17 protein-coding genes and 1 pseudogene are annotated in these 19,119 nt (G+C 64.2%); 11 read left to right on the top strand and 7 right to left on the bottom strand.

The features are described from left to right. Positions 1 to 9 precede the first annotated feature (9 nt). The 3 genes from MTX19_RS10260 to MTX19_RS10250 form a co-directional block, all read right to left on the bottom strand. Positions 10 to 1,704, bottom strand: a complete 1,695-nt coding sequence (locus MTX19_RS10260; RefSeq protein ID WP_280983490.1) for a methyl-accepting chemotaxis protein — start codon at positions 1,702 to 1,704, stop codon at positions 10 to 12. A gap of 334 nt (positions 1,705 to 2,038) precedes the next feature. Continuing rightward, a complete protein-coding gene (locus tag MTX19_RS10255; RefSeq protein ID WP_280984757.1) occupies positions 2,039 to 2,425 on the bottom strand; it encodes a hypothetical protein in 387 nt (128 codons plus the stop codon). Between the two features lie 35 nt (positions 2,426 to 2,460). Beyond that, the gene (locus MTX19_RS10250) at positions 2,461 to 3,879 is read right to left on the bottom strand and encodes an FAD-linked oxidase C-terminal domain-containing protein (RefSeq protein ID WP_280983489.1); all 1,419 of its coding nucleotides are present in this window, start codon (positions 3,877 to 3,879) and stop codon (positions 2,461 to 2,463) included. A gap of 134 nt (positions 3,880 to 4,013) precedes the next feature. Between MTX19_RS10250 and MTX19_RS10245 the strand changes: the two genes are divergently transcribed. Next, positions 4,014 to 4,538, top strand: a complete 525-nt coding sequence (locus MTX19_RS10245; RefSeq protein ID WP_280983488.1) for a thioesterase family protein — start codon at positions 4,014 to 4,016, stop codon at positions 4,536 to 4,538. Between the two features lie 203 nt (positions 4,539 to 4,741). On the opposite strand, the gene MTX19_RS10240 is transcribed toward MTX19_RS10245, so the two are convergent. Continuing rightward, positions 4,742 to 4,915, bottom strand: coding sequence for a DUF1328 domain-containing protein (locus MTX19_RS10240; RefSeq protein ID WP_280983487.1), 174 nt, complete (start codon positions 4,913 to 4,915; stop codon positions 4,742 to 4,744). Between the two features lie 284 nt (positions 4,916 to 5,199). On the opposite strand from MTX19_RS10240, the gene MTX19_RS10235 reads away from it, so the two are divergent. The 7 genes and pseudogenes from MTX19_RS10235 (at position 5,200) to MTX19_RS10205 (ending at position 11,570) form a co-directional block, all read left to right on the top strand. Then, a complete protein-coding gene (locus tag MTX19_RS10235; protein ID WP_280983486.1) occupies positions 5,200 to 7,788 on the top strand; it encodes a UvrD-helicase domain-containing protein in 2,589 nt (862 codons plus the stop codon). Between the two features lie 63 nt (positions 7,789 to 7,851). Next, positions 7,852 to 8,265 carry a hypothetical protein gene (locus tag MTX19_RS10230; RefSeq protein WP_280976345.1) on the top strand — a complete coding sequence of 138 codons (414 nt, stop codon included), beginning with the start codon at positions 7,852 to 7,854 and terminating at the stop codon, positions 8,263 to 8,265. After that, the gene (locus MTX19_RS10225; protein WP_280983484.1) at positions 8,262 to 8,936 is read left to right on the top strand and encodes an OmpA family protein; all 675 of its coding nucleotides are present in this window, start codon (positions 8,262 to 8,264) and stop codon (positions 8,934 to 8,936) included. The genes MTX19_RS10230 and MTX19_RS10225 overlap by 4 nt, the downstream gene beginning before the upstream one ends. A 171-nt stretch (positions 8,937 to 9,107) precedes the next feature. After that, a pseudogene (locus MTX19_RS10220) lies at positions 9,108 to 9,301 on the top strand (type II toxin-antitoxin system HicA family toxin). Between the two features lie 8 nt (positions 9,302 to 9,309). Beyond that, complete coding sequence (locus tag MTX19_RS10215) at positions 9,310 to 9,600, top strand: type II toxin-antitoxin system HicB family antitoxin (protein ID WP_280983483.1); 291 nt, start codon at positions 9,310 to 9,312, stop codon at positions 9,598 to 9,600. Between the two features lie 125 nt (positions 9,601 to 9,725). Next, positions 9,726 to 10,649: an ABC transporter ATP-binding protein gene (locus tag MTX19_RS10210; RefSeq protein WP_280983482.1), complete on the top strand. Its 924-nt coding sequence runs from the start codon at positions 9,726 to 9,728 to the stop codon at positions 10,647 to 10,649. Between the two features lie 159 nt (positions 10,650 to 10,808). Beyond that, positions 10,809 to 11,570: an ABC transporter permease gene (locus tag MTX19_RS10205; protein ID WP_280983481.1), complete on the top strand. Its 762-nt coding sequence runs from the start codon at positions 10,809 to 10,811 to the stop codon at positions 11,568 to 11,570. A 194-nt stretch (positions 11,571 to 11,764) separates the two neighbouring features. On the opposite strand, the gene MTX19_RS10200 is transcribed toward MTX19_RS10205, so the two are convergent. After that, positions 11,765 to 12,097 (bottom strand): hypothetical protein, encoded by a 333-nt coding sequence (locus MTX19_RS10200; RefSeq protein ID WP_280983480.1) that lies wholly within the window; start codon positions 12,095 to 12,097, stop codon positions 11,765 to 11,767. A gap of 390 nt (positions 12,098 to 12,487) precedes the next feature. On the opposite strand from MTX19_RS10200, the gene MTX19_RS10195 reads away from it, so the two are divergent. Both MTX19_RS10195 and MTX19_RS10190 read left to right on the top strand, forming a co-directional pair. Further along, positions 12,488 to 13,267: a L,D-transpeptidase family protein gene (locus MTX19_RS10195; RefSeq protein WP_280983479.1), complete on the top strand. Its 780-nt coding sequence runs from the start codon at positions 12,488 to 12,490 to the stop codon at positions 13,265 to 13,267. 267 nt (positions 13,268 to 13,534) lie between these two features. Further along, positions 13,535 to 14,377, top strand: a complete 843-nt coding sequence (locus MTX19_RS10190; protein ID WP_280983478.1) for an alpha/beta hydrolase — start codon at positions 13,535 to 13,537, stop codon at positions 14,375 to 14,377. 19 nt (positions 14,378 to 14,396) lie between these two features. On the opposite strand, the gene MTX19_RS10185 is transcribed toward MTX19_RS10190, so the two are convergent. Further along, complete coding sequence (locus MTX19_RS10185) at positions 14,397 to 16,658, bottom strand: fused MFS/spermidine synthase (RefSeq protein WP_280983477.1); 2,262 nt, start codon at positions 16,656 to 16,658, stop codon at positions 14,397 to 14,399. A gap of 271 nt (positions 16,659 to 16,929) precedes the next feature. On the opposite strand from MTX19_RS10185, the gene MTX19_RS10180 reads away from it, so the two are divergent. Continuing rightward, positions 16,930 to 18,531: an NAD(P)/FAD-dependent oxidoreductase gene (locus MTX19_RS10180; protein ID WP_280985952.1), complete on the top strand. Its 1,602-nt coding sequence runs from the start codon at positions 16,930 to 16,932 to the stop codon at positions 18,529 to 18,531. 331 nt (positions 18,532 to 18,862) lie between these two features. Here the strand turns inward: MTX19_RS10180 and MTX19_RS10175 are convergent, their stop codons facing one another. Further along, a complete protein-coding gene (locus MTX19_RS10175) occupies positions 18,863 to 19,027 on the bottom strand; it encodes a Flp family type IVb pilin (protein ID WP_280983475.1) in 165 nt (54 codons plus the stop codon). Positions 19,028 to 19,119 lie beyond the last annotated feature (92 nt).

Below are 19,119 nucleotides of genomic sequence, written 5' to 3'. Positions count from 1 at the left end.
CCGTGTATCTCAAGCCGCGCGCACCGCGTCCAGGAACCTGCTCACCTCGACCTTCAGCCGCGTGCTGTCGGACGACAGCGATTGCGCCGCGGACAGAACCTGCGACGAGGCGGAGCCCGTTTCGCCGGCGCCACGCTCCACATCGATGACGTCCGACGACACCTGCCTGGTCCCCTGCGCGGCCTGCTGCACGTTCCGCGAGATTTCTTGCGTGGCAGCGCCCTGCTCTTCGACCGCGGACGCGATCGTCGATGCGATCTCGGACATGCGGCCGATGGTGTCGCCGACCTGCTTGATCGCCTCCACCGACTCCTGCGTCGCCGCCTGAATGCCGGAGATCTGCACGCTGATCTCACCTGTCGCCCGGGCGGTCTGCTCGGCCAGAGCCTTCACTTCCGACGCGACCACAGCGAACCCTCGGCCGGCTTCCCCTGCGCGCGCGGCCTCGATGGTGGCGTTCAGTGCCAGAAGATTGGTCTGGCCGGCGATACTGGTGATCAGCTCGACCACATCGCCAATCCGGGCGGCGGCGCTGGCGAGTTCGCCGACGCGATCGTTGGTCTTGCGGGCCTGCCCGACGGCGTGACTGGCGATATCGGCGGATTCCTGCACCCGGCGACCGATCTCCGTGACCGACGCTGCCATCTCCTCGGTTGCCGACGCCACGGATTGCACATTGGTCGACGCCTGCTCCGAGGCGGCGGCAACGGAGGTTGCGAGATGCTGTGAGCGCTCGGCCGTCGCCGTCAACGTGACGGCGGATGCCTCCAGCTCGGTCGAAGCCGAGGAGACTGTCTCGACGATTTCGCCGATCATCGCCTCGAACTCGCGGGTGATCCGGTCGACGCGCTGACCGCGCTCAATCTTGGCTTCGGCGTCCGCCGCGGCGGCCTCGTCGGCTGCGCGCTTGTCGATCAACGCCTGCTTGAACACCTGCAACGCGTCGGCCATGGAGCCGATCTCGGTCCTCTCGCCCTGATGCGGCACGACGGCCGTCAAATCGCCCGCGCCAAGCGCCTGCATCGGTTTCACGATCGAGGCAATGCCGCTCGAGACCTCCCTCACCAGATAGATGCCGATGCCGGCGCCAACCACGGTCGCCACGCCGATGATGGAGATGATGATCATCAACGCCGAGTCATAGTTCTTCGCCGCCTCCGCTCCCGCGGTGTTGGCTCCTGCATTCATGAGCTCGACGCTCTTGGCGATCAGCGCGTCCGCCTTTTGTCCCTGCGGAATGGCCTGCGCCTCGTTCAGCTTAACCGCTTCGCGGGGCAGGCCACCGGCTTCATTGGCGCGCGAGAGCGCGATGACCTTCTCCGCGAGCTGCATGTAGACATCCCATTCGCGCGCCCATTCCGCATAGGCCGCCCGCTCTTCGGGCGAGGTGATCAGCTTCTCATATGCCTGTCGCGTCTTGTTGCTGAGCTCCACCTGCGCCCTCAGGCGCGTCTCGGCCTCCGCCTTCGCCTCGGCCGTCTCCGACAGCATGTGTCCGCGCAGGATGCTGCGATAATTGTTGGCGCCGGCGCGCAAATCGCCGAGCGTGCGCACGCCGGGCAGCCAGCCGTTCTGAATCTCGACAGTCTTGGAATTGATGTCGCGCATCTTCAGGATTGCAAGCAAGCCCATGCCGGTCATGCCGGCGAGAAGCAGCGAAATGACAATGGCGATCTTGTTGCGAATTGAAAGGCGGGAGAGCATACGTCTATTCCTTCGATCAATAATGTTTGGCATGAGCCCGAGGATGAATGGCTTAATTGGGCGGAGCGTCAGTATTGAGTTGTGTCGTCGCACGATCACTCGCCGGCCGCGATTGAATCGGCCCGAGGTTAAGAACACGTAGCGACTTCGGCCATGGCACGTCCGCGCCGTCAGATCGGCATGAGGTATTTTGTCGCGCGCCCGGATATTTACGGGGAGCACAGGCAGCGGCGCAAAGCCATCCGGCACGACAATCCGGTGTGATGACGCCACCGGCCTTGAGGCAGCATCCGACCGACGACACGCAGTGCCCGGTATCGAAGCTTGCGCCGGGCTACTCGCCTTGCAGCATCGGGTGCTCCTTCAGGACTTCGGCCTTGATCGAGCTGGCCTGGATCGCGCGGAACAATGTCCGCGACGTCTTGATGTTGTGCGCCTTCATGCAGAGGCCGACGATCTCGCGCACGGCGGCGTCGCGCACCAATCCGTCCGAGACCTTCATCGCGATCTCCATCGCGACCCTGGCGGCACGCTCATAGCGATCGCGTTCGGGCTGATCGTTGTGCGGCGAGTTGCCACTGGACGCGCCGACCTTCTCGGCGCTGTCGGCCGCCGCACGGCAGATGGTGCGGATCTTCTGCGCGGCCTCGATGTCGCCGAGTGGCTGCTCGACGGGATCGTCCCAGATATCCTTGGGCTTCGCCCTGCTGAACCACGACAACATCGCCACATCCTGTGGCCGGAAGGTCTAAAGATTTATGCGGCAGGAACGATCTTTCCGGGATTGAAGATGTTCTGCGGATCGAGTGCGCGCTTCAGCGCACGCATCGCGTCGAGTGCCTCGGGGCCGAGCTCCGCTTCGAGGTATTTCTGCTTGCCCTGGCCGATGCCGTGCTCGCCGGTGCAGGTGCCGCCCATCGATTGGGCACGCTCGACCAGGCGATGCATGAACTCCTCGCCGCGCGCCATCTCGTCCTTGTTGTCGACGTCGCAGACCAGCGAGCAGTGGAAATTGCCGTCGCCGACATGGCCGACGATCGGCGACAGCAGATTGAGCCGCTTCAGATCGTCCTCGGTCTCGGTGACGCAGTCGGCAAGCCGCGAGATCGGCACGCAAACGTCGGTTGCGACCACGCCGGCGCCGGGACGCAGCGCTTTCACCGACCAATAGGCGTCGTGCCGGGCCTGCCACAGCCTGGTGCGGTCCTCCGGCTTGGTGGTCCAGCTGAAGTCGCCGCCGCCGCATTCGGCGGCGATGTCGCGGAAATTCTTCGACTGCTCGGCGACCTCGACCTCGCTGCCGTGGAATTCCAAGAGCAGCAGCGGCGTCTCCGGCAAGGACAGCTTCGAATAGTTGTTGCAGGCCTTCACCTGCTCGGCGTTGAGCAGCTCGATGCGCGCGACCGGGATGCCGGTCTGGATCGCGAGGATGGTGGCCTGGCAGGCGCCGCGCACCGTTTCGAACGAGCAGGCGGCGGCCGCGATCGTCTCGGGAATGCCGCGCAGGCGGATGGTGAGCTCGGAGATGATGCCGAGCGTGCCCTCCGCGCCGACGAACAGATGCGTCAGATCGTAGCCGGCCGACGACTTCTTCGCTCGCGTGCCCGTGGTGATGATCTCGCCGTCGCCGCGCACCACCTTCAGCGCCAGCACGTTCTCGCGCATGGTGCCGTAGCGCACCGCGTTGGTGCCGGAGGCGCGGGTCGAGGTCATGCCGCCGAGCGAGGCGTCGGCGCCGGGATCAATCGGAAAGAACAGGCCCTGGTCGCGCAGATGCTCGTTCAGCGTCTTGCGGGTGACGCCGGGCTGGATCACGCAATCGAGGTCCTCGGCATGGACCTCCAGCACCTTGTTCATGTCGCGCAGATCGATGCAGATGCCGCCGGCCGGCGCGTTGACCTGGCCCTCGAGCGAAGTCCCGGTGCCGAACGCGATCACCGGCACGCGATGCTGCGAGCAGATCCGCACCACGTCCTGGATGTCTGATGTTTCCTGCGCCATCACCACGGCATCCGGCGGCTGGGTCGGCAGCCACGTGGTGGTATGCGCGTGCTGCTCGCGCACGGCCTGCGACGTCACGAGCCGGTTGCCGAACCGCGCCGCCAGCGCGTCGATCGCGCTCTTGAGGGCCTGCGGCTCAGGTCGCGTCACATTGCTCGAAATCGTTGTCGCCACGTCAAAATTCCTCCCGACTTTGGCCGACCGTGGCAAAGCTTGTATAAGGGGTCAAGAGAGCATGATCCAAAAAATGGCCGCCGATCGCTCGCCGAAAACCGTGCTCGAATGGGTCGAACAGACAGGGACGAATAATGACTTCAGTGACTGCCGCCAAGGGGATCTCGAACGGGATCTCGCTTCCGCCCGCCCCGTTCCTGTCCTCGGTGATGCAGATCGACCCGCAATGGATCGATTACAACGGCCATCTCAACATGGCCTATTACAATGTGATGTTCGACCGCGCGATCGACGAGATGTGGCTGCAGATCGGGATCGGCCCGGCCTACATGAAGGAGCGGCACTGCTCGACCTTCACCGCCGAATGCCATGTGCGCTATTTGCGGGAGATCCATCTCGGCGATCCCGTGCAGGTCTCGGTCTACCTGCTCGGCGCCGACGAGAAGCGGCTGCACACATTCGAGGAGCTGTGCCACGCCAGCGAAGGCTGGATCTCAGCGACCTCGGAGAACCTCACGCTCCACATCGACATGGAAGCGCGCAAGGTGGCGCCGTTTCCACCTGATATCCGCGCCCGCGCCCAGGCGATCGTGGACAGCTACGCAAGTGTTCCGCGTCCCGAAGGCATTGGCCGCAAGGTGGCGATGCCCTCGAAATAAATCCATCGCAGCTTCTTGTTTGAAGTGGTCTCGCCGCGAGTTCGTCACCTCTCCCCAACGGGGAGAGGTCGATTTGCGTAGCAAATCGGGTGGGGGAGGGGCAGGTCTCTCGATAGAACGTAAGCCCTCACCCGCGCCTTCGGCGCGACCTCTCCCTATGGGAGAGGTTTCGCACTGCCGTTGCGGCCGCCATAACTCCCTGTTCATACCCTTGTGCGGCCACGCGCCAGACCGATCACGGCCGACACCAGGAACAGGACGACGGCGATGAAGAAGATCGTCTTGGCGATCTCGATGGACGCGCCGGCGATACCGCCAAAGCCCAGAATGCCCGCGATCAGGGCGATAACCAGGAAGGTGACGACCCAGCTCAGCATGATCAAACCTCCGCCTCGTTTCGCTTGCCCGCACGGGCTCACGCCGGCGCATGACCTTAAGGAACAATCCGGCGGCGAAAGGCTGGTTCCTGCCGTCGAAACCGCGAAATTTTCGCCGATTTTTGGAACCAAACGGGCGAAAAGCCGTCAGCGAAGCCGTTCCGGCGCAGCCCGATAAAACCTGTCAAAACGGCCGATCAGGCCCTATATGACCCGCAATCCCTGCTAAGAAGGCTCCCTTTCACCGTCCCGCGGTGCCATCGTGGGGCCGAGACGATTCGCGTATGACCGAGCCGAGCAAACAGCCCCATCACGGCGTTCCCGAGCACCAGCCGGTGGCTGGCGGCATCGCCGCGCGTGCGCGTGCGGCCGCGGGCGGTCCGCAGTATCTCAGCGGCCTCAATCCGGAGCAGTGCGAGGCGGTCGAGACGCTCGACGGCCCAGTGCTGGTGCTCGCCGGCGCCGGCACTGGCAAGACGCGGGTACTGACCACTCGCATCGCGCATATCCTGAGCCAGGGCCGCGCGCGGCCGCACGAGATCCTGTCGGTGACCTTCACCAACAAGGCGGCGCGCGAGATGAAGCTGCGCCTCGGCCAGATGCTGGGCCAGGCGGTGGAAGGCATGCCGTGGCTCGGCACCTTCCACTCGATCGGCGGCCGCATCCTGCGCACCCATGCCGAGCTGGTGCAGCTCAAGTCCAACTTCACCGTGCTCGACGTCGACGACCAGGTGCGGCTGTTGAAGCAGCTCTTGCAGGCCGAGAACATCGACGACAAGCGCTGGCCGGCGCGGATGCTGGCCGGCCTGATCGACAGCTGGAAGAACCGCGGGCTCACGCCTTCGCAAGTGCCGTCTGGCGAGGCCGCTTCGTTCGGCAACGGCAAGGGCGGCAAGATCTACGCGACCTATCAGGAGCGGCTGAAGATCCTCAATGCCGCCGATTTCGGCGACCTCCTGCTGGAGAACATCCGGCTGTTCCGCGAGAACCCGGATGTGCTGCGGCAGTACCAGAACCGCTTCAAGTTCATCCTGGTCGACGAATATCAGGACACCAACGTCGCGCAGTATCTCTGGCTGCGGCTGCTGTCGCAGGCGCCGACGCGGCCGGGCCTTCCCCTTTCAGCAGTCATTCCGGGGCCCCTCGAAGGGGCGAACCCGGAATCTGGAGTCAATAAGGACTCATCTCGAGATTCCGGGTCTGCGCGTCCGGCGCATCCCGGAATGACGGAGTCTGCACCACCGGCAGCGCCGCCCAAAAACATCTGCTGCGTCGGCGACGACGACCAGTCGATCTACGGCTGGCGCGGCGCCGAGGTCGACAACATCCTGCGCTTCGAGCACGATTTTCCCGGCGCCAAGGTGATCCGGCTGGAGCGCAACTACCGCTCCACCGGCCACATCCTCGCCGCCGCCTCGCATCTGATCGCGCACAATGAAGGCCGGCTCGGCAAGACGCTGCGCACCGAGGATGTCGACGGCGAGAAGGTCACCGTCACCGGCTCCTGGGATTCGGAAGAGGAAGCGCGCGCGATCGGCGAGGAGATCGAGGAGCTGCAGCGCTCCGGCGAGAACCTCAACGACGTCGCCATTCTGGTGCGCGCCTCGTTCCAGATGCGCGAGTTCGAAGACCGCTTCGTCACGCTCGGTCTGCCCTATCGCGTGATCGGCGGCCCGCGCTTCTACGAGCGCGCCGAGATCCGCGATGCGCTGGCGTACTTACGCACCATCAATTCGCCCGCCGACGATCTCGCCTTCGAGCGCATCGTCAACGTGCCGAAGCGCGGGCTCGGCGATGCCACCGTGCAGATGCTGCACGATCACGCCCGCAAGCGCCGCATTCCGCTGTTCGAAGCGGCGCGCGCCGTGGTCGAGACCGACGAATTGAAGCCGAAGGCGCGCGGCAGCTTGCGCGATCTGGTCGCGCAGTTCGACCGCTGGCGCGTCCAGTCCGAGGTAACCGCGCATACCGAGCTCGCCGAGATCGTGCTCGACGAGAGCGGCTATACCGAGATGTGGCAGAAGGACCGCTCGGCGGATGCCGCCGGCCGGCTGGAGAACCTGAAGGAGCTCGTGCGCTCGATGGAGGAGTTCGAGAACCTTCAAGGTTTCCTCGAGCACATCTCGCTGGTGATGGACCGCGACGGGGACACCGGCGACGAGGCGGTGTCGCTGATGACGCTGCATTCGGCCAAGGGCCTCGAATTCGACAACGTGTTCCTGCCGGGCTGGGAGGAAGGCCTGTTCCCGAGCCAGCGTACGCTGGACGAACAGGGCCGCGCCGGGCTCGAGGAAGAGCGTCGCCTCGCCCATGTCGGACTGACCCGCGCGCGCCGCCGCGCGAAAATCTATTTCGCCACCAACCGCCGCATCCATGGCACCTGGTCAACCACGATCCCCTCGCGCTTCCTCGACGAGCTGCCGGCGCACAATGTCGAGATCACGGAATCGAAGGGCGGCTCAGGCTGGGGCGGCTCCGGGGGCTATGGCGCGTCGCGCTTCGACAACCTCGAATCATTCGGCTCGAGCTACACGACGCCGGGCTGGCAGCGCGCCCAGGCGAATCGCAACCGCGGCGGCGGGTTCGAGGAGCGGCAGTCGTCCTTCTCAGGCTCGCGCAGCGATGCTTCCGGCGCGCGCGGCAATGCCTCATCCGGCGGCTTCGGCCGCAACAAGCGCGGCCCGCTGGTGATTGAGGGCGAGCTGGTGGCGAAATCGACCGGCACGGTGTCGGAATTTTCGCTGGATGACCGCGTGTTTCACCAGAAATTCGGCTACGGCCACGTCGTGAAGATCGACGGCAACAAGCTGACCATCGCCTTCGAGAAGGCCGGCGAGAAGAAGGTGGTCGACAGCTTTGTGGAGCGGGTGTGACCGGAAGGCCTCCTCTCTTCGTACCCCTTGACCGTCGCTGAATTCATGGGTTGAGATGGCCGCATGGTCCGGGCAGGGTTTTTCCTTTTTGTCATCGCGCTCACTGCGCCGTCGCTGGCGGTTGCGGAGACGATGAGCTTTGGCGATGCGGCGGCGCAGCTAGCCAAGGCCTGCGGCGCAGACATCACCGCCAACTGCCGCGGCGTCAACCTCGACTCCAACCGGCTCAAGGAATGCCTGTCGCGCAATCGGGACGCGATCTCGGCCGATTGCAAGGCCACCTATTTCTCGACCTTCGACGCCATCCAGAAGCGCATCGCGGCGCGCATCACCGTCGCCGGCGCCTGCAGGCACGAGATCGTCAAGGTGTGCGGCGGCTCGACCAAGGAGACCAGCAAGTCGGTCGCCTGCCTCGTCACGGCAAAGGGCGTCAGCCGCAACTGCGCGCAAGCCATTTCCGACGCGGGGTATCAATGATGCGCGCGCTGAGGCGAGGCTTGCGCGACATCGGCATGCTCGGCGCGCTGATGCTGCTGGCGACGCCGCTCGCACCGGTGAGCGCGCAGACGGCGATCACGCGCGACGACGTCGTCGCCAAGCTCGACCATTTCGAGAACGCCGTGGTTATCGACGTCCCTGCACTGCGCCAGCAGGTGCTCGAACGGTCGCGCTCGCGGTCGAAGAACGAGCCGCCGCCGCAAAAGCGGCCGCCGATCGCACCCGAGCTGACCGGCCTGCCGGCCTTCAACGCCGACATCCAGTTCGACGTCGATACGCCGATCGTGCTGCCGGAATCCTACCAGACCGTCGGGCGCATCGCCGACGCGCTGGTGCACGCCTCGCTGCAGCCCTACAACTTCCTGATCGTCGGCCACATCGAGGCAACCGGCAAGCGCGAGAGCAACGCGATCCTGAGCCAGCGCCGCGCCGACGCGATCCGCGACATCCTCGTCAACACTTTCAAGATCTCGGCCAAGCGCCTGCAGTCCGTCGGACTCGGCGAGGAGCAACTGCTCGACCCCGCGCATCCCAACGCGCCGGTCAACAACCAGATCCAGATCGTGACCCTCTCCAAGGTCGCCGAACAGAACGAACCGCCCGCGCACCCGGCGCCGGCCGCCACCAAGAAGCCGGCGAAGAGGCGCTAGGAGAGGTCAGAAGTTTTCCATCACTTAACGCGGGACGGCCTGAACCGTAGTGTTCGAACACTTGCTTCCGAGAAGCGGGTGAGAAGCGGTGAAAGAAGTCGCAAGTTTCCCTCACTTAACGCGGGACGGCTTGAACCATAATGCTCGGATACTTGGTTCAAAGAAATCGTCATGCTGACCAACAGCCGCGACATTATCCGACGGTTGGAGCGGGAGGGATGGAGCCTCGTTCGGGTTACCGGCTCGCACCATGTCTTCAGGAACCTCGCGTCGGAGCAAATACTGGTCGTCCCGCACCCAAAGAAGGACTTGGAAAAGGCTTGGTGCGTGCCATTTATAAGGGGGCGGGCTGGAAACCCGATTGAGGCAAGCCTTGGCCCATTATGTCGCCATCGTCGAAGATGCCGGACCGGATTACGCCGTAGGCATGTGGTTTCCGGACCTGCCCGGCTGCACATCTGCTGGCGATGATATCGACGAAGCATTGCGGAACGCGCCTGAAGCGCTGGAGCTCTATGCAGAGGGCCTTGCCAAGGACGGCAGGGAGTTGCCGCACCCGAGAACGCTGACCGAGCTGAAGGCTGATCCTGACGTCGCCCCCGACCTGAAGACATACATGGTCGCGTTGGTCGAATTGCCGGTGCGGGCCCACGCCGCAGAATAAGTTTTCTGCCCAATCGGGTGATTGCAGAACGGATTGAGCGTCCCTATTTGCCGATAACCCTCGTTCCCCCGCCCCGTTCCGGGCGCCGCACTGCGCGCCCCCTCCCTTAACGCTCCCGACCGTCCATGTCGCCGATCATCTCCGTCTCCAACCTGTCGAAAACCTACGGCTCCGGCTTCAAGGCGCTGAACAACATCAATCTCGAGATCGCCAAGGGTGAGATCTTCGCGTTGCTCGGGCCGAACGGCGCCGGCAAGACCACGCTGATCAGCATCATCTGCGGCATCGCCAATCCGAGCCAGGGCAAGATCTCGGTCGGCGGCCACGAGATCATCAGCGACTATCGCGCGGCGCGGTCGATGATCGGACTGGTTCCGCAGGAGCTGCACACCGACGCCTTCGAGTCGGTGTGGGCCACCGTCAGCTTCAGCCGCGGCCTGTTCGGCAAGCCGAAGAACCCCGCCTACATCGAGAAGGTGCTGAAGGACCTGTCGCTCTGGGACAAGAAAGACAGCAAGATCGTCACCCTGTCCGGCGGCATGAAGCGCCGCGTGATGATCGCCAAGGCGCTGTCGCACGAGCCGCAGATCCTGTTCCTGGACGAGCCCACGGCCGGCGTCGACGTCGAGCTGCGCAAGGGCATGTGGGAGGTGGTGCGCGCGCTGCAGGCCTCGGGCGTCACCATCATCCTGACCACGCATTACATTGAGGAAGCCGAGGAGATGGCCGACCGCATCGGCGTCATCAACAAGGGCGAGATCATCCTGATCGAGAACAAGACGACGCTGATGGAAAAGCTCGGCAAGAAGCATCTCACGCTGCAACTGCAGAACAAGCTTGACGCCATTCCGCCGACACTAACCGCCTACAATCTCGAACTGTCCGACGACGGCCGCACCGTGACCTACGACTACGACACCAAGGGTGACCGCACGGGCATCACCAGCCTGCTCAACGATCTCCGCAATGCCGGCATCCGGATTTCCGATCTGGATACCAAGCAGTCTTCGCTCGAAGATATCTTCGTCAGCCTGGTGCGGCAAGTTTGAAGTTCCCATCAGTTTTGCTGCACCCCCGTCATAGGAACTTCAAACTCTAATGCCGCACCAGAATCCTAAATTTTCTAGCGCTCCTTCGATTTCGAAGTTCGCATCGGAGCCTCCCCAAGTGCATGCGAACTTCGAAATCAGAGCGCTACGGAGGGCGCCGTGAATTTCCGCGCCATCCGGGCCATCTACCTGTTCGAAATGGCGCGCACCTGGCGCACGCTGCTGCAAAGCATCGTCTCGCCCGTGGTGTCGACCTCGCTGTACTTCGTGGTGTTCGGCGCCGCGATCGGCTCGCGCATCACCCAGGTCGAAGGCGTCAGCTACGGCACCTTCATCGTGCCGGGGCTCGTGATGCTGTCGGTGCTGACGCAGAGCATCTCCAACGCCTCGTTCGGCATCTATTTTCCGAAATTCGTCGGCACCATCTACGAGATCCTGTCGGCGCCGATCTCCTTTTTCGAGATCGTGATCGGCTATGTTGGCGCCGCCGCCACCAAGTCAATCATCCTCGGCCTCATCATCCTGGCCACCGCCGGCCTGTTCGTGCCGCTGCATATCGCTCATCCAATCTGGATGCTGACCTTCCTGGTGCTGACGGCCGTCACCTTCAGCCTGTTCGGCTTCATCATCGGCATCTGGGCCGACGGCTTCGAGAAGCTGCAGATGATCCCGATGCTGGTGGTGACGCCGCTGACCTTCCTCGGCGGCAGCTTCTATTCGGTGAACATGCTGCCGGCGGGCTGGCGCACCGTCACGCTGCTCAATCCCGTGGTCTATCTGATCTCCGGCTTCCGCTGGAGCTTCTATGAGATCGCCGATGTCAGCGTGGCGCTGAGCCTCGGTATGACCGTGGGCTTCCTGGTCGTCTGCATGGCCATCGTGGCGTGGATCTTCAGGACCGGCTATCGGCTGAAGAACTGAGAATCGTAGCCCGGATGAAGCGAAGCGTAATCCGGGACAGCTCTGCGACCCGGCCATAGCGGTCCCGGATTTCGCGGAGCCTGTTATCGGGCGCGCGTTCGCGCGACCCGTTGGCTCCATCCGGGCTACAGGCGCTCGAATCTATGGTGCGATTCCGGGTTCACGCTTGGCGTGCCCCGGAATGACGACCCTGCCTACCGATAGCAATAGAAGTGGCCATGGCGATAATAGCCGCGGCAGCGGTGGCCGCGCCGCCAGCCACGATCGGGAATGCCGAAGACACCCTTGACCGCGCCCACGGCGCCGCCGACGCCGGCCCCGACGGCTCCGCCAACCACGCCGCCCACCGGCCCGGCGACCCGGTTACCTTCGTAGGCGCCCTCCTGGGCTCCGCGGACGATGCCTTGGGCATGGCCGGCACGGGGGATGGCCAGCAACGACAGGGCGAGGGCTGCGGCCGCAAACAGGAGCCACACGGATGGGCCGGCTGGGACGATGGCCGCGGTCTTAACCTTGCTGTTGTTCATCTCGATTCCTTAAAGCGCGACGCGAATGCGCCGCCGGGCGGGATTGTGAAACGCCGTTGCGGCCAAATAGTTGCGCGTTGGTGGCCAATTAGAGCGTTATCGAGCGAAGTGGAGACCGGTCCGCGTGAAGAAAACGCGTCAAAACAAGAATCTAGAGCTTCGGTTTTGATTCAATCAGAACCGAAATTGCTCTAAGCCCGATGTCGCGGCCTGCTCGCGAAAAAGTCAGGACGCCGTGACCGGCAAACCCGCTCTCGGCCTTGTTTACGCCGCGACCCCGATTAACGATGGGCTTGCCTGCCACTGGAACCAAAAACCGATTCCGGGCATATTGGTTGCCGGGGACGGAGAGCCACGGCGCTGCGATCAGGCCTGGAGGCCAAAGGTAAGATGCGTTCCTTCCTCGTTGCATTCACCACAGTGATGCTTTTCACCGCCGGCGCCGCACAGGCCAAGGTCGATATCACCATCGACAAGGACAATCAGCAGATGACCGTCGCGGTCGACGGCGTCGAGCGCTATCACTGGCCGGTCTCGACCGGCATCCCCTCCCGCGAAACGCCGAGCGGCACCTTCCGCGCCTTCCGCATGGAGGAGGATCACTTCTCCAAGGAGTTCGACGACGCACCGATGCCGCACTCCATTTTCTTCACCAAGATCGGGCATGCGATCCACGGCACCGACTCAGTCAGCCGGCTCGGCACGCCGGCGTCGCACGGCTGCGTGCGGCTGTCGCGCGAGAATGCCTCCACGCTCTACGCGCTGGTCGAGAGGGAAGGCGTGCTCAACACCACGGTGACGCTGACCGGCTCGGCCCAGGTCGCGCTGGCGCGCAACCCGCGTGGGCGCAATGGCATCGCGGTCGCCCGTCGCGCGCCGCAGGACCAGAACTATGGCCAGCAATACAGCGCCGCGGGCGAGCCGGTCGTCCTGACGCCGCAGCCGCGCGAATATCCGGCGGCACGCGCCGACGATGGCTATATCTATCCCGCCGACGGCAGCTCGACCGACCGCCGCTATCCGGCGCCGCCGTCAAGTCGCCGCGTCTACGACGCGCAGGGCTACGGCCAGTATTACGGCAACCAGGGCTACGCGCCGGCGCCGCAGGGCTACTACCAGCCACGGCCCTACTATCAGCAGCAGCGCGGGTTCTTCACCGATCAGGACTGAGACGACCGAGCCGCGCGTCCATCTGAACGCGCGCTCGCCGCGTTCTGACCTTTGCGCACAGCGTCGGCATTCACCTGCTTGTGACCCTTGCCTGGCGTCGCCACGTATCCGGGCGGCGGCCTGTCGTCTGATCGTCATCTCACTGTAAAGATTGCGCTCGATATTCCGCGGCCAGAACGCCCGCTCGGCCTTCGCATGCACTTCGCATGGAGTGCCGAACCATGTCCGAGCCAGAGCGCATCAGGTTCCGCAATCCCAGAGGTCGAAATGAAACGGGGCATCATTGTCCTTTGCCTGTGCGTGGTGGTGATCGCCGCCTATTACACGACGGACAGGTGGGCGATCCGCCACACGACAATGACGTTCCACGACATTCTGCGCGATGACCGCAACGTCGCGGTCGAGATCGCAATCCGTCGTGACCGCGAGATGCAGGCCCTGGCCGAGATGATCGACCTGCCGGTTGCGATCCTGAGTCACGGCAACACCGTCAGGAACACCGAATACTCGTTCCTGACCAATGTTTTTGCCTCTCGCGGCTACCTCGTGATCAGCGTTCAGCACGACCTCGATACCGATGCGCCGATGGTGACCAAGGTCGGCGAGGAATCTGTCGGCCGCCGCATGCAATACAATCGCGGCATCTCCAACATCATGTATGCGATCGAGGAGATGAAGAAGCTCTATCCGAGCGCGGATTTTCGCCACCTGACGCTGATCGGCCATTCCAACGGCGGCGACATCTCGATGTTCTTCGCCAAGCAGCATCCCGACCTGGTCAGGAAAATCATCACGCTGGACAATCTGCGCGTCCCCTTCATCACCAACGGCAAGATCAAGATCCTGTCGTTCCGCTCAAAGGATCCGCAGTTCAAGACCGACCCGGGCGTCGTTCCTGACGACGCGACTTGCAAAAGACTCGGTATCAAGGTGGTCAGAACCGAGTTCCAGCACAACGATCTCAGCGACCGCGGCCCCGACAACGTCAAATCGTCGATCCAGGCGTCGGTGAAGCAATTCCTCGACGAGGACGAGGGCGCGCCGACGATGCCGCTGCTCGCCGCGTCGGCGGCGAACCCGGAGAAGGCCTCGGCCGGCGACAAGAAGTGACTGACGAGCGGAGGAGCAGCTACTGCTCGCCGTCGCGCAGGCGACGGTAGACCGCTCCCAGCACGTTCGAATAGTCGTCGGTCCAGATCCGCTGGTTTTCGTTGGCAGGGGTCTCGGTCCAGACGTTTGACGAGGCGAGCTTGCCGATGTCGGCCTCGTCGCGCGCGGAGACCACCACCGAGGTCGCGAAAATATAATCGTTGTCGCGACCCGAATCCTCGCTGTACACCCAGCTCCTCATGTCGTTGGCGTCAGCGATGCCGACCACGACGCTGGCCAGCTCGAGATGCCGGTTGGAGACATGCATCACGACCGCACCGTGCGGCGCGAGCTTCGCCTTGTAGATCGCCATCGCCTGCTCGGTGGCGAGATGGATCGGGATCGCATCCGACGAATAGGCATCGACGATGATGAGATCGTAGACGCCATCGGGCTCCTTGGCGAAGGTCAGCCGTGCATCGCCGATCACCGGCTTCAGGTCGGGCTCGCAGTTCTGGATGTAGGTGAAATATCTGGGGTCGCGCGCGGTATCGACCATGCTCTGGTCGATCTCGAAGAACTTCCAGTCCTCGCCGGGCGCCGACGCACAGGTCAACGTCCCGGAGCCCAGCCCGATCACCGCCACCTTCAGCGGCGCACCCTTGCGCTCGCGCATCGCCGTGATCGCCTGCCCGATGCCGCCATCCCTGTGATAGTAGCTGATCGGCTCCGGCCGCCCGGTGACCGGCGTGCCGTTGTCGTTCTTGAACCTCTGGGCGCCGTGGATCGTCGTTCCGTGCATCAGCACGTGATACTGCCCGTTCGGCGTCACCACGATCTTGTGCACGCCGAAGAAGCTGCGCACCGTATCGACGCGGCCGTCATCGGACGGATAGGCGCGCAGCAGCACCAGCGCGACGACGACGGTGGCGAAGATCTTCCATCGGCTGGCGTTCACCGCGAAGGCCAGCAGCGCGGACAGCATGCCGACCCCGCCGATCATCCAGACCCGCCGCTCGTCGAGCCGATCGAACAACTCGCCGGTCGAATAGGACGGCGCAATCAGCGCGACCGCCAGCACGGCGAGGAACGGCCAATACCAGGCGCTCCAGCGCGGCAGCCGCTCGGCGCCGGAGGGACGACATAGCGCCGCCAGCGCCAGCAGGATCGGATATTCAGCGACCCATGAAAAGGTGAACGGCGCGATCAGCCCCGCAAACAGGCCGCCAACCATGCCGCCGAACGACAGCGCCACGTAGAAGCCGGTGAGGTATTTGGCGGCGGGGCGCGTGCGCGCAAGCTCGCCGTGACAGGCCATCGCGATAACGAAGAAGCAGAGCTGATGGCCGCCGAGCGTCAGCAGCAGATTCTGCTCGCCGCCGAACGCCAGCAGGACGACCACGCCTGATATCGCCAGCGGCTGGGCCAGCAGCATCCATTTGTGCGGCAGCAACGGGCGCGACTGGAACACCAGCACCCAGGTGAGGAGATACAGCGAGAGAGGCAGCACCCAGAGCAAGGGGGCGGCGGCGACGTCGGTCGAGATATGCGCAGTCACCGCGATCAGCAGGCCCGACGGCACGGCGGCGAGCAAGATCCAGCGCGCGCGCAGCAGCCATGACGGCTCTGTCGCCGCGACATCGTCAACCTGCATGTTGCGCGCAGCGGCGTTGGCCGGCGCGCGCAGCAGCAGCGCGCCGCAGCCTGCGATCAGCACGATCAGGAGGCCGTAGCCGCCGGTCCAGATCAGGTTCTGGGTCCGCAAGGTGAACATCGGCTCCAGCAGCACCGGGTACGACAGCAGCGCCAGGAAGCTGCCGATGTTCGAGGACGCGTAAAGGAAATACGGATCGGGACCGTTGGGATGGCCGGTACGCACGAACCAGGCCTGCAGCAACGGATTGTTGGCGGCGAGCGCGAAGAACGGCAAGCCGATCGAGACCGCGAACAGGCCGAGCAGCCAGAACGCATAGCCCGAATTCGGCGGCTCGCCCCAGCCGCTGCGGATCGCAAGCGGCAGCGTCAGCAGCGCGACCACCAGCAGCGCCAGATGCACCACGACCGGAACCGCGCGGTTGCTGAGCTTCATCAGGACATGCGCATAAGCGTAGCCGCCGAGCAGCAGCGACTGGAAAAACACCATCGCCACCGACCACACCGCCGGCGAGCCGCCGAGCCGCGGCAGCACCATCTTGGTGAACAACGGCTGCACCGAGAACAGCAACAGGGCGCTGACGAAGATCGCGGCGGTGTAGACAACCAGCACCAGCCGGTTTCGCGAGGCTGACGGCTCAGACGTCATGAAAGCTCCGGCATGAACCCGGCGAGCGCCGGAGGCGAGCGGTCCAGCGAGGCCGCACCAGGCAGCTTGAACTGAGCATATGGCAGCATCACAGGCAAGAAAGGCCGATAACGAGGACTTGACGAAGTGTCACAACGGCGCGCATTCGTCTTGAGCATGATCTCCGCGCAAATGCTTCGTGTTTGTCGCGAGAGAAAACCGGCTTCCACTTTGCGCTCACGCGGCCCTCCGGGTCCGGATCGTGCTCTATTCACTCCTTCTTGAAGCGGACATGAACGAAACGGACGTCGTCATCATCGGTGCGGGGCACAACGGCCTCACCTGCGCAGCCTATCTTGCGATGGCGGGCTTGCGGGTCAGGGTGGTTGAGCGCCGCAAGGTGGTCGGCGGCGCCGCCGTCACCGAGGAGTTCGCACCGGGCTTCCGCAATTCGGTCGCCTCTTACACGGTGAGCCTGCTCAACCCGCAGATCATTGCTGACCTGAAACTCGCGGATCACGGACTGAGAATCGTCGAGCGCCGCGCGCAGAACTTCCTGCCCGCACCCGACGGCAGCTATCTGCTGACTGGCGAAGGCCGCACCAGGGAGTCGGCGGCGAGACTGAGTCAGCGCGACGCCGTCGAGATCGATCCGTTCTCCAGGGAACTCGAGGCGATCGCCGACGTGCTGCGCCAGCTCGTGTTGCGCGCACCGCCGAACATCGTCAAGGGATTTGGTGTCGGCGCGATGCGCGAGGCGTTCAATGCGCTCGGCGCCGCGAACACCCTGCGGCGGCTGTCACTCGAGCAGCAGCGCGACCTGCTCGACCTGTTCACGCGCTCGGCCGGCGAGATGCTCGACGAGCGTTTCGAGAGCGACCTGGTCAAGGCGCTGTTCGGCTTCGACGCCATCGTCGGCAATTATGCAAGCCCCTACGCCGCGGGCTCGGCCTATGTGATGCTGCACCATGCCTTCGGCGAGGTGAACGGCAAGAAGGGCGTCTGGGGCCACGCCATCGGCGGCATGGGCGCGATCACGCAAGCGATGGCGCGCGCCGCGCGCGGCCATGGCGCCGAGATCGAGACCGAGGCCGGCGTGCGCGAGGTGATCATCGAGAAGGATCGCGCCTGCGGCGTCATCCTCGACAATGGCGAAACCATTCGCGCCAAATATGTCGCCTCGAACGTCAATCCGAAGCTGCTCTACACGCGGCTCGTGCCGGCGGGCGCGCTGACGCCCGAGTTCGTTGCGCGCATCTCGCGATGGCGGAACGGCTCCGGCACGTTCAGGATGAACGTCGCGCTCGATGCCCTGCCCTCGTTCACCGCACTGCCCGGCCCCGGCGATCACCTCACGGCCGGGATCATCATCGCCCCCAGCCTCGGCTACATGGATCGCGCCTGGCGCGATGCATGCGACCTCGGCTGGAGCCGCGCACCCGTCGTCGAGGTGCTGATCCCCTCGACGCTCGACGACACGCTGAGCCCGCCCGGGCAGCATGTCGCGAGCCTGTTCTGCCAGCATGTCGCGCCGCAATTGCCTGACGGCAAATCCTGGGACGACCATCGCGAGGAGGTCGCCGATCTCATGATCGCGACGGTCGATCAGTACGCTCCCGGCTTCGCGGGCAGCGTGGTCGGCCGCCAGATCCTGTCGCCGCTCGACCTGGAGCGGCAGTTCGGGCTGCTCGGCGGCGACATCTTCCACGGCGCATTGACGCTGAACCAGCTTTTCTCGGCGCGGCCGATGCTCGGCCATGCCGACTATCGCGGACCGCTGAAGGGGCTCTACCATTGCGGCTCCGGTGCTCATCCCGGCGGCGGCGTCACCGGCGCCCCCGGACACAATGCGGCGCGGGTCATCCTGGCGGACCACCGGAGGCTGTTTCCGTAAGGCGATAGCGCCCCTTTCAGGTGGCCACCGAGCCCCGGCAAACGGTGGACAGGCTGTGGAGAACCGGTGGATCAGCCGCGGACAGGGCTGTGCAGTCTGCCGGGAAAACGGGCGACACCGCTGTAGACACACTGTGGAACGCGGGGCCCGCAGGCCCGGCGTAACCTCCTGGATACCCTGTTGACAGCTTGGGGTTCGGTCTGTGGACGTCCGGACCCTGGGCGTCGCGGAACGCCTCAGGTGCCTGCCTCCCGGCCTGGGCTGTCCCAAAAGACAAGCACCGGGCGACAAGGTCGCCCGGTGTGCTGAGAACGCCGTACGGTAGTTTGACTTACTTCAACGAGGTGCTGATCGAGCTGAAGGTTGTGCTCAGCGCCGTGCCAACGCCATTCACCGCAGCGATGATGGCGATCGCGATGCCGGTCGCGATCAGGCCGTATTCGATGGCCGTGGCGCCGGATTCATTCCGCAAGAACTTTACGACAAATGCCTTCATAATAGCCCTGCCCTTGATGTGTGACCCTGTCGGAACAAGGGAATTGTTCCTGCCCACGTACTAATACGGGAAAATCTAAGGTTGTCTAAACG

Origin of the sequence: Bradyrhizobium sp. ISRA464 (assembly GCF_029910095.1) — a bacterium.
Classification (GTDB): domain Bacteria; phylum Pseudomonadota; class Alphaproteobacteria; order Rhizobiales; family Xanthobacteraceae; genus Bradyrhizobium.
The sequence above is the reverse complement of the archived record's forward strand: the minus strand, read 5'-3'. Positions and strand labels throughout refer to the sequence as shown.

Bases quoted from the DNA above. Each gene is read 5' to 3' on its own strand.
- MTX19_RS10180 (WP_280985952.1), top strand. From the start codon at position 16,930: ATGAACGAAACGGACGTCGTCATCATCGGTGCGGGGCACAACGGCCTC.
- MTX19_RS10225 (WP_280983484.1), top strand. From the start codon at position 8,262: ATGATGCGCGCGCTGAGGCGAGGCTTGCGCGACATCGGCATGCTCGGC.
- MTX19_RS10200 (WP_280983480.1), bottom strand. From the start codon at position 12,097: ATGAACAACAGCAAGGTTAAGACCGCGGCCATCGTCCCAGCCGGCCCA.
- MTX19_RS10240 (WP_280983487.1), bottom strand. From the start codon at position 4,915: ATGCTGAGCTGGGTCGTCACCTTCCTGGTTATCGCCCTGATCGCGGGC.
- MTX19_RS10175 (WP_280983475.1), bottom strand. From the start codon at position 19,027: ATGAAGGCATTTGTCGTAAAGTTCTTGCGGAATGAATCCGGCGCCACG.
- MTX19_RS10190 (WP_280983478.1), top strand. From the start codon at position 13,535: ATGAAACGGGGCATCATTGTCCTTTGCCTGTGCGTGGTGGTGATCGCC.
- MTX19_RS10210 (WP_280983482.1), top strand. From the start codon at position 9,726: ATGTCGCCGATCATCTCCGTCTCCAACCTGTCGAAAACCTACGGCTCC.
- MTX19_RS10235 (WP_280983486.1), top strand. From the start codon at position 5,200: ATGACCGAGCCGAGCAAACAGCCCCATCACGGCGTTCCCGAGCACCAG.
- MTX19_RS10260 (WP_280983490.1), bottom strand. From the start codon at position 1,704: ATGCTCTCCCGCCTTTCAATTCGCAACAAGATCGCCATTGTCATTTCG.
- MTX19_RS10195 (WP_280983479.1), top strand. From the start codon at position 12,488: ATGCGTTCCTTCCTCGTTGCATTCACCACAGTGATGCTTTTCACCGCC.
- MTX19_RS10185 (WP_280983477.1), bottom strand. From the start codon at position 16,658: ATGACGTCTGAGCCGTCAGCCTCGCGAAACCGGCTGGTGCTGGTTGTC.
- MTX19_RS10230 (WP_280976345.1), top strand. From the start codon at position 7,852: ATGGTCCGGGCAGGGTTTTTCCTTTTTGTCATCGCGCTCACTGCGCCG.
- MTX19_RS10245 (WP_280983488.1), top strand. From the start codon at position 4,014: ATGACTTCAGTGACTGCCGCCAAGGGGATCTCGAACGGGATCTCGCTT.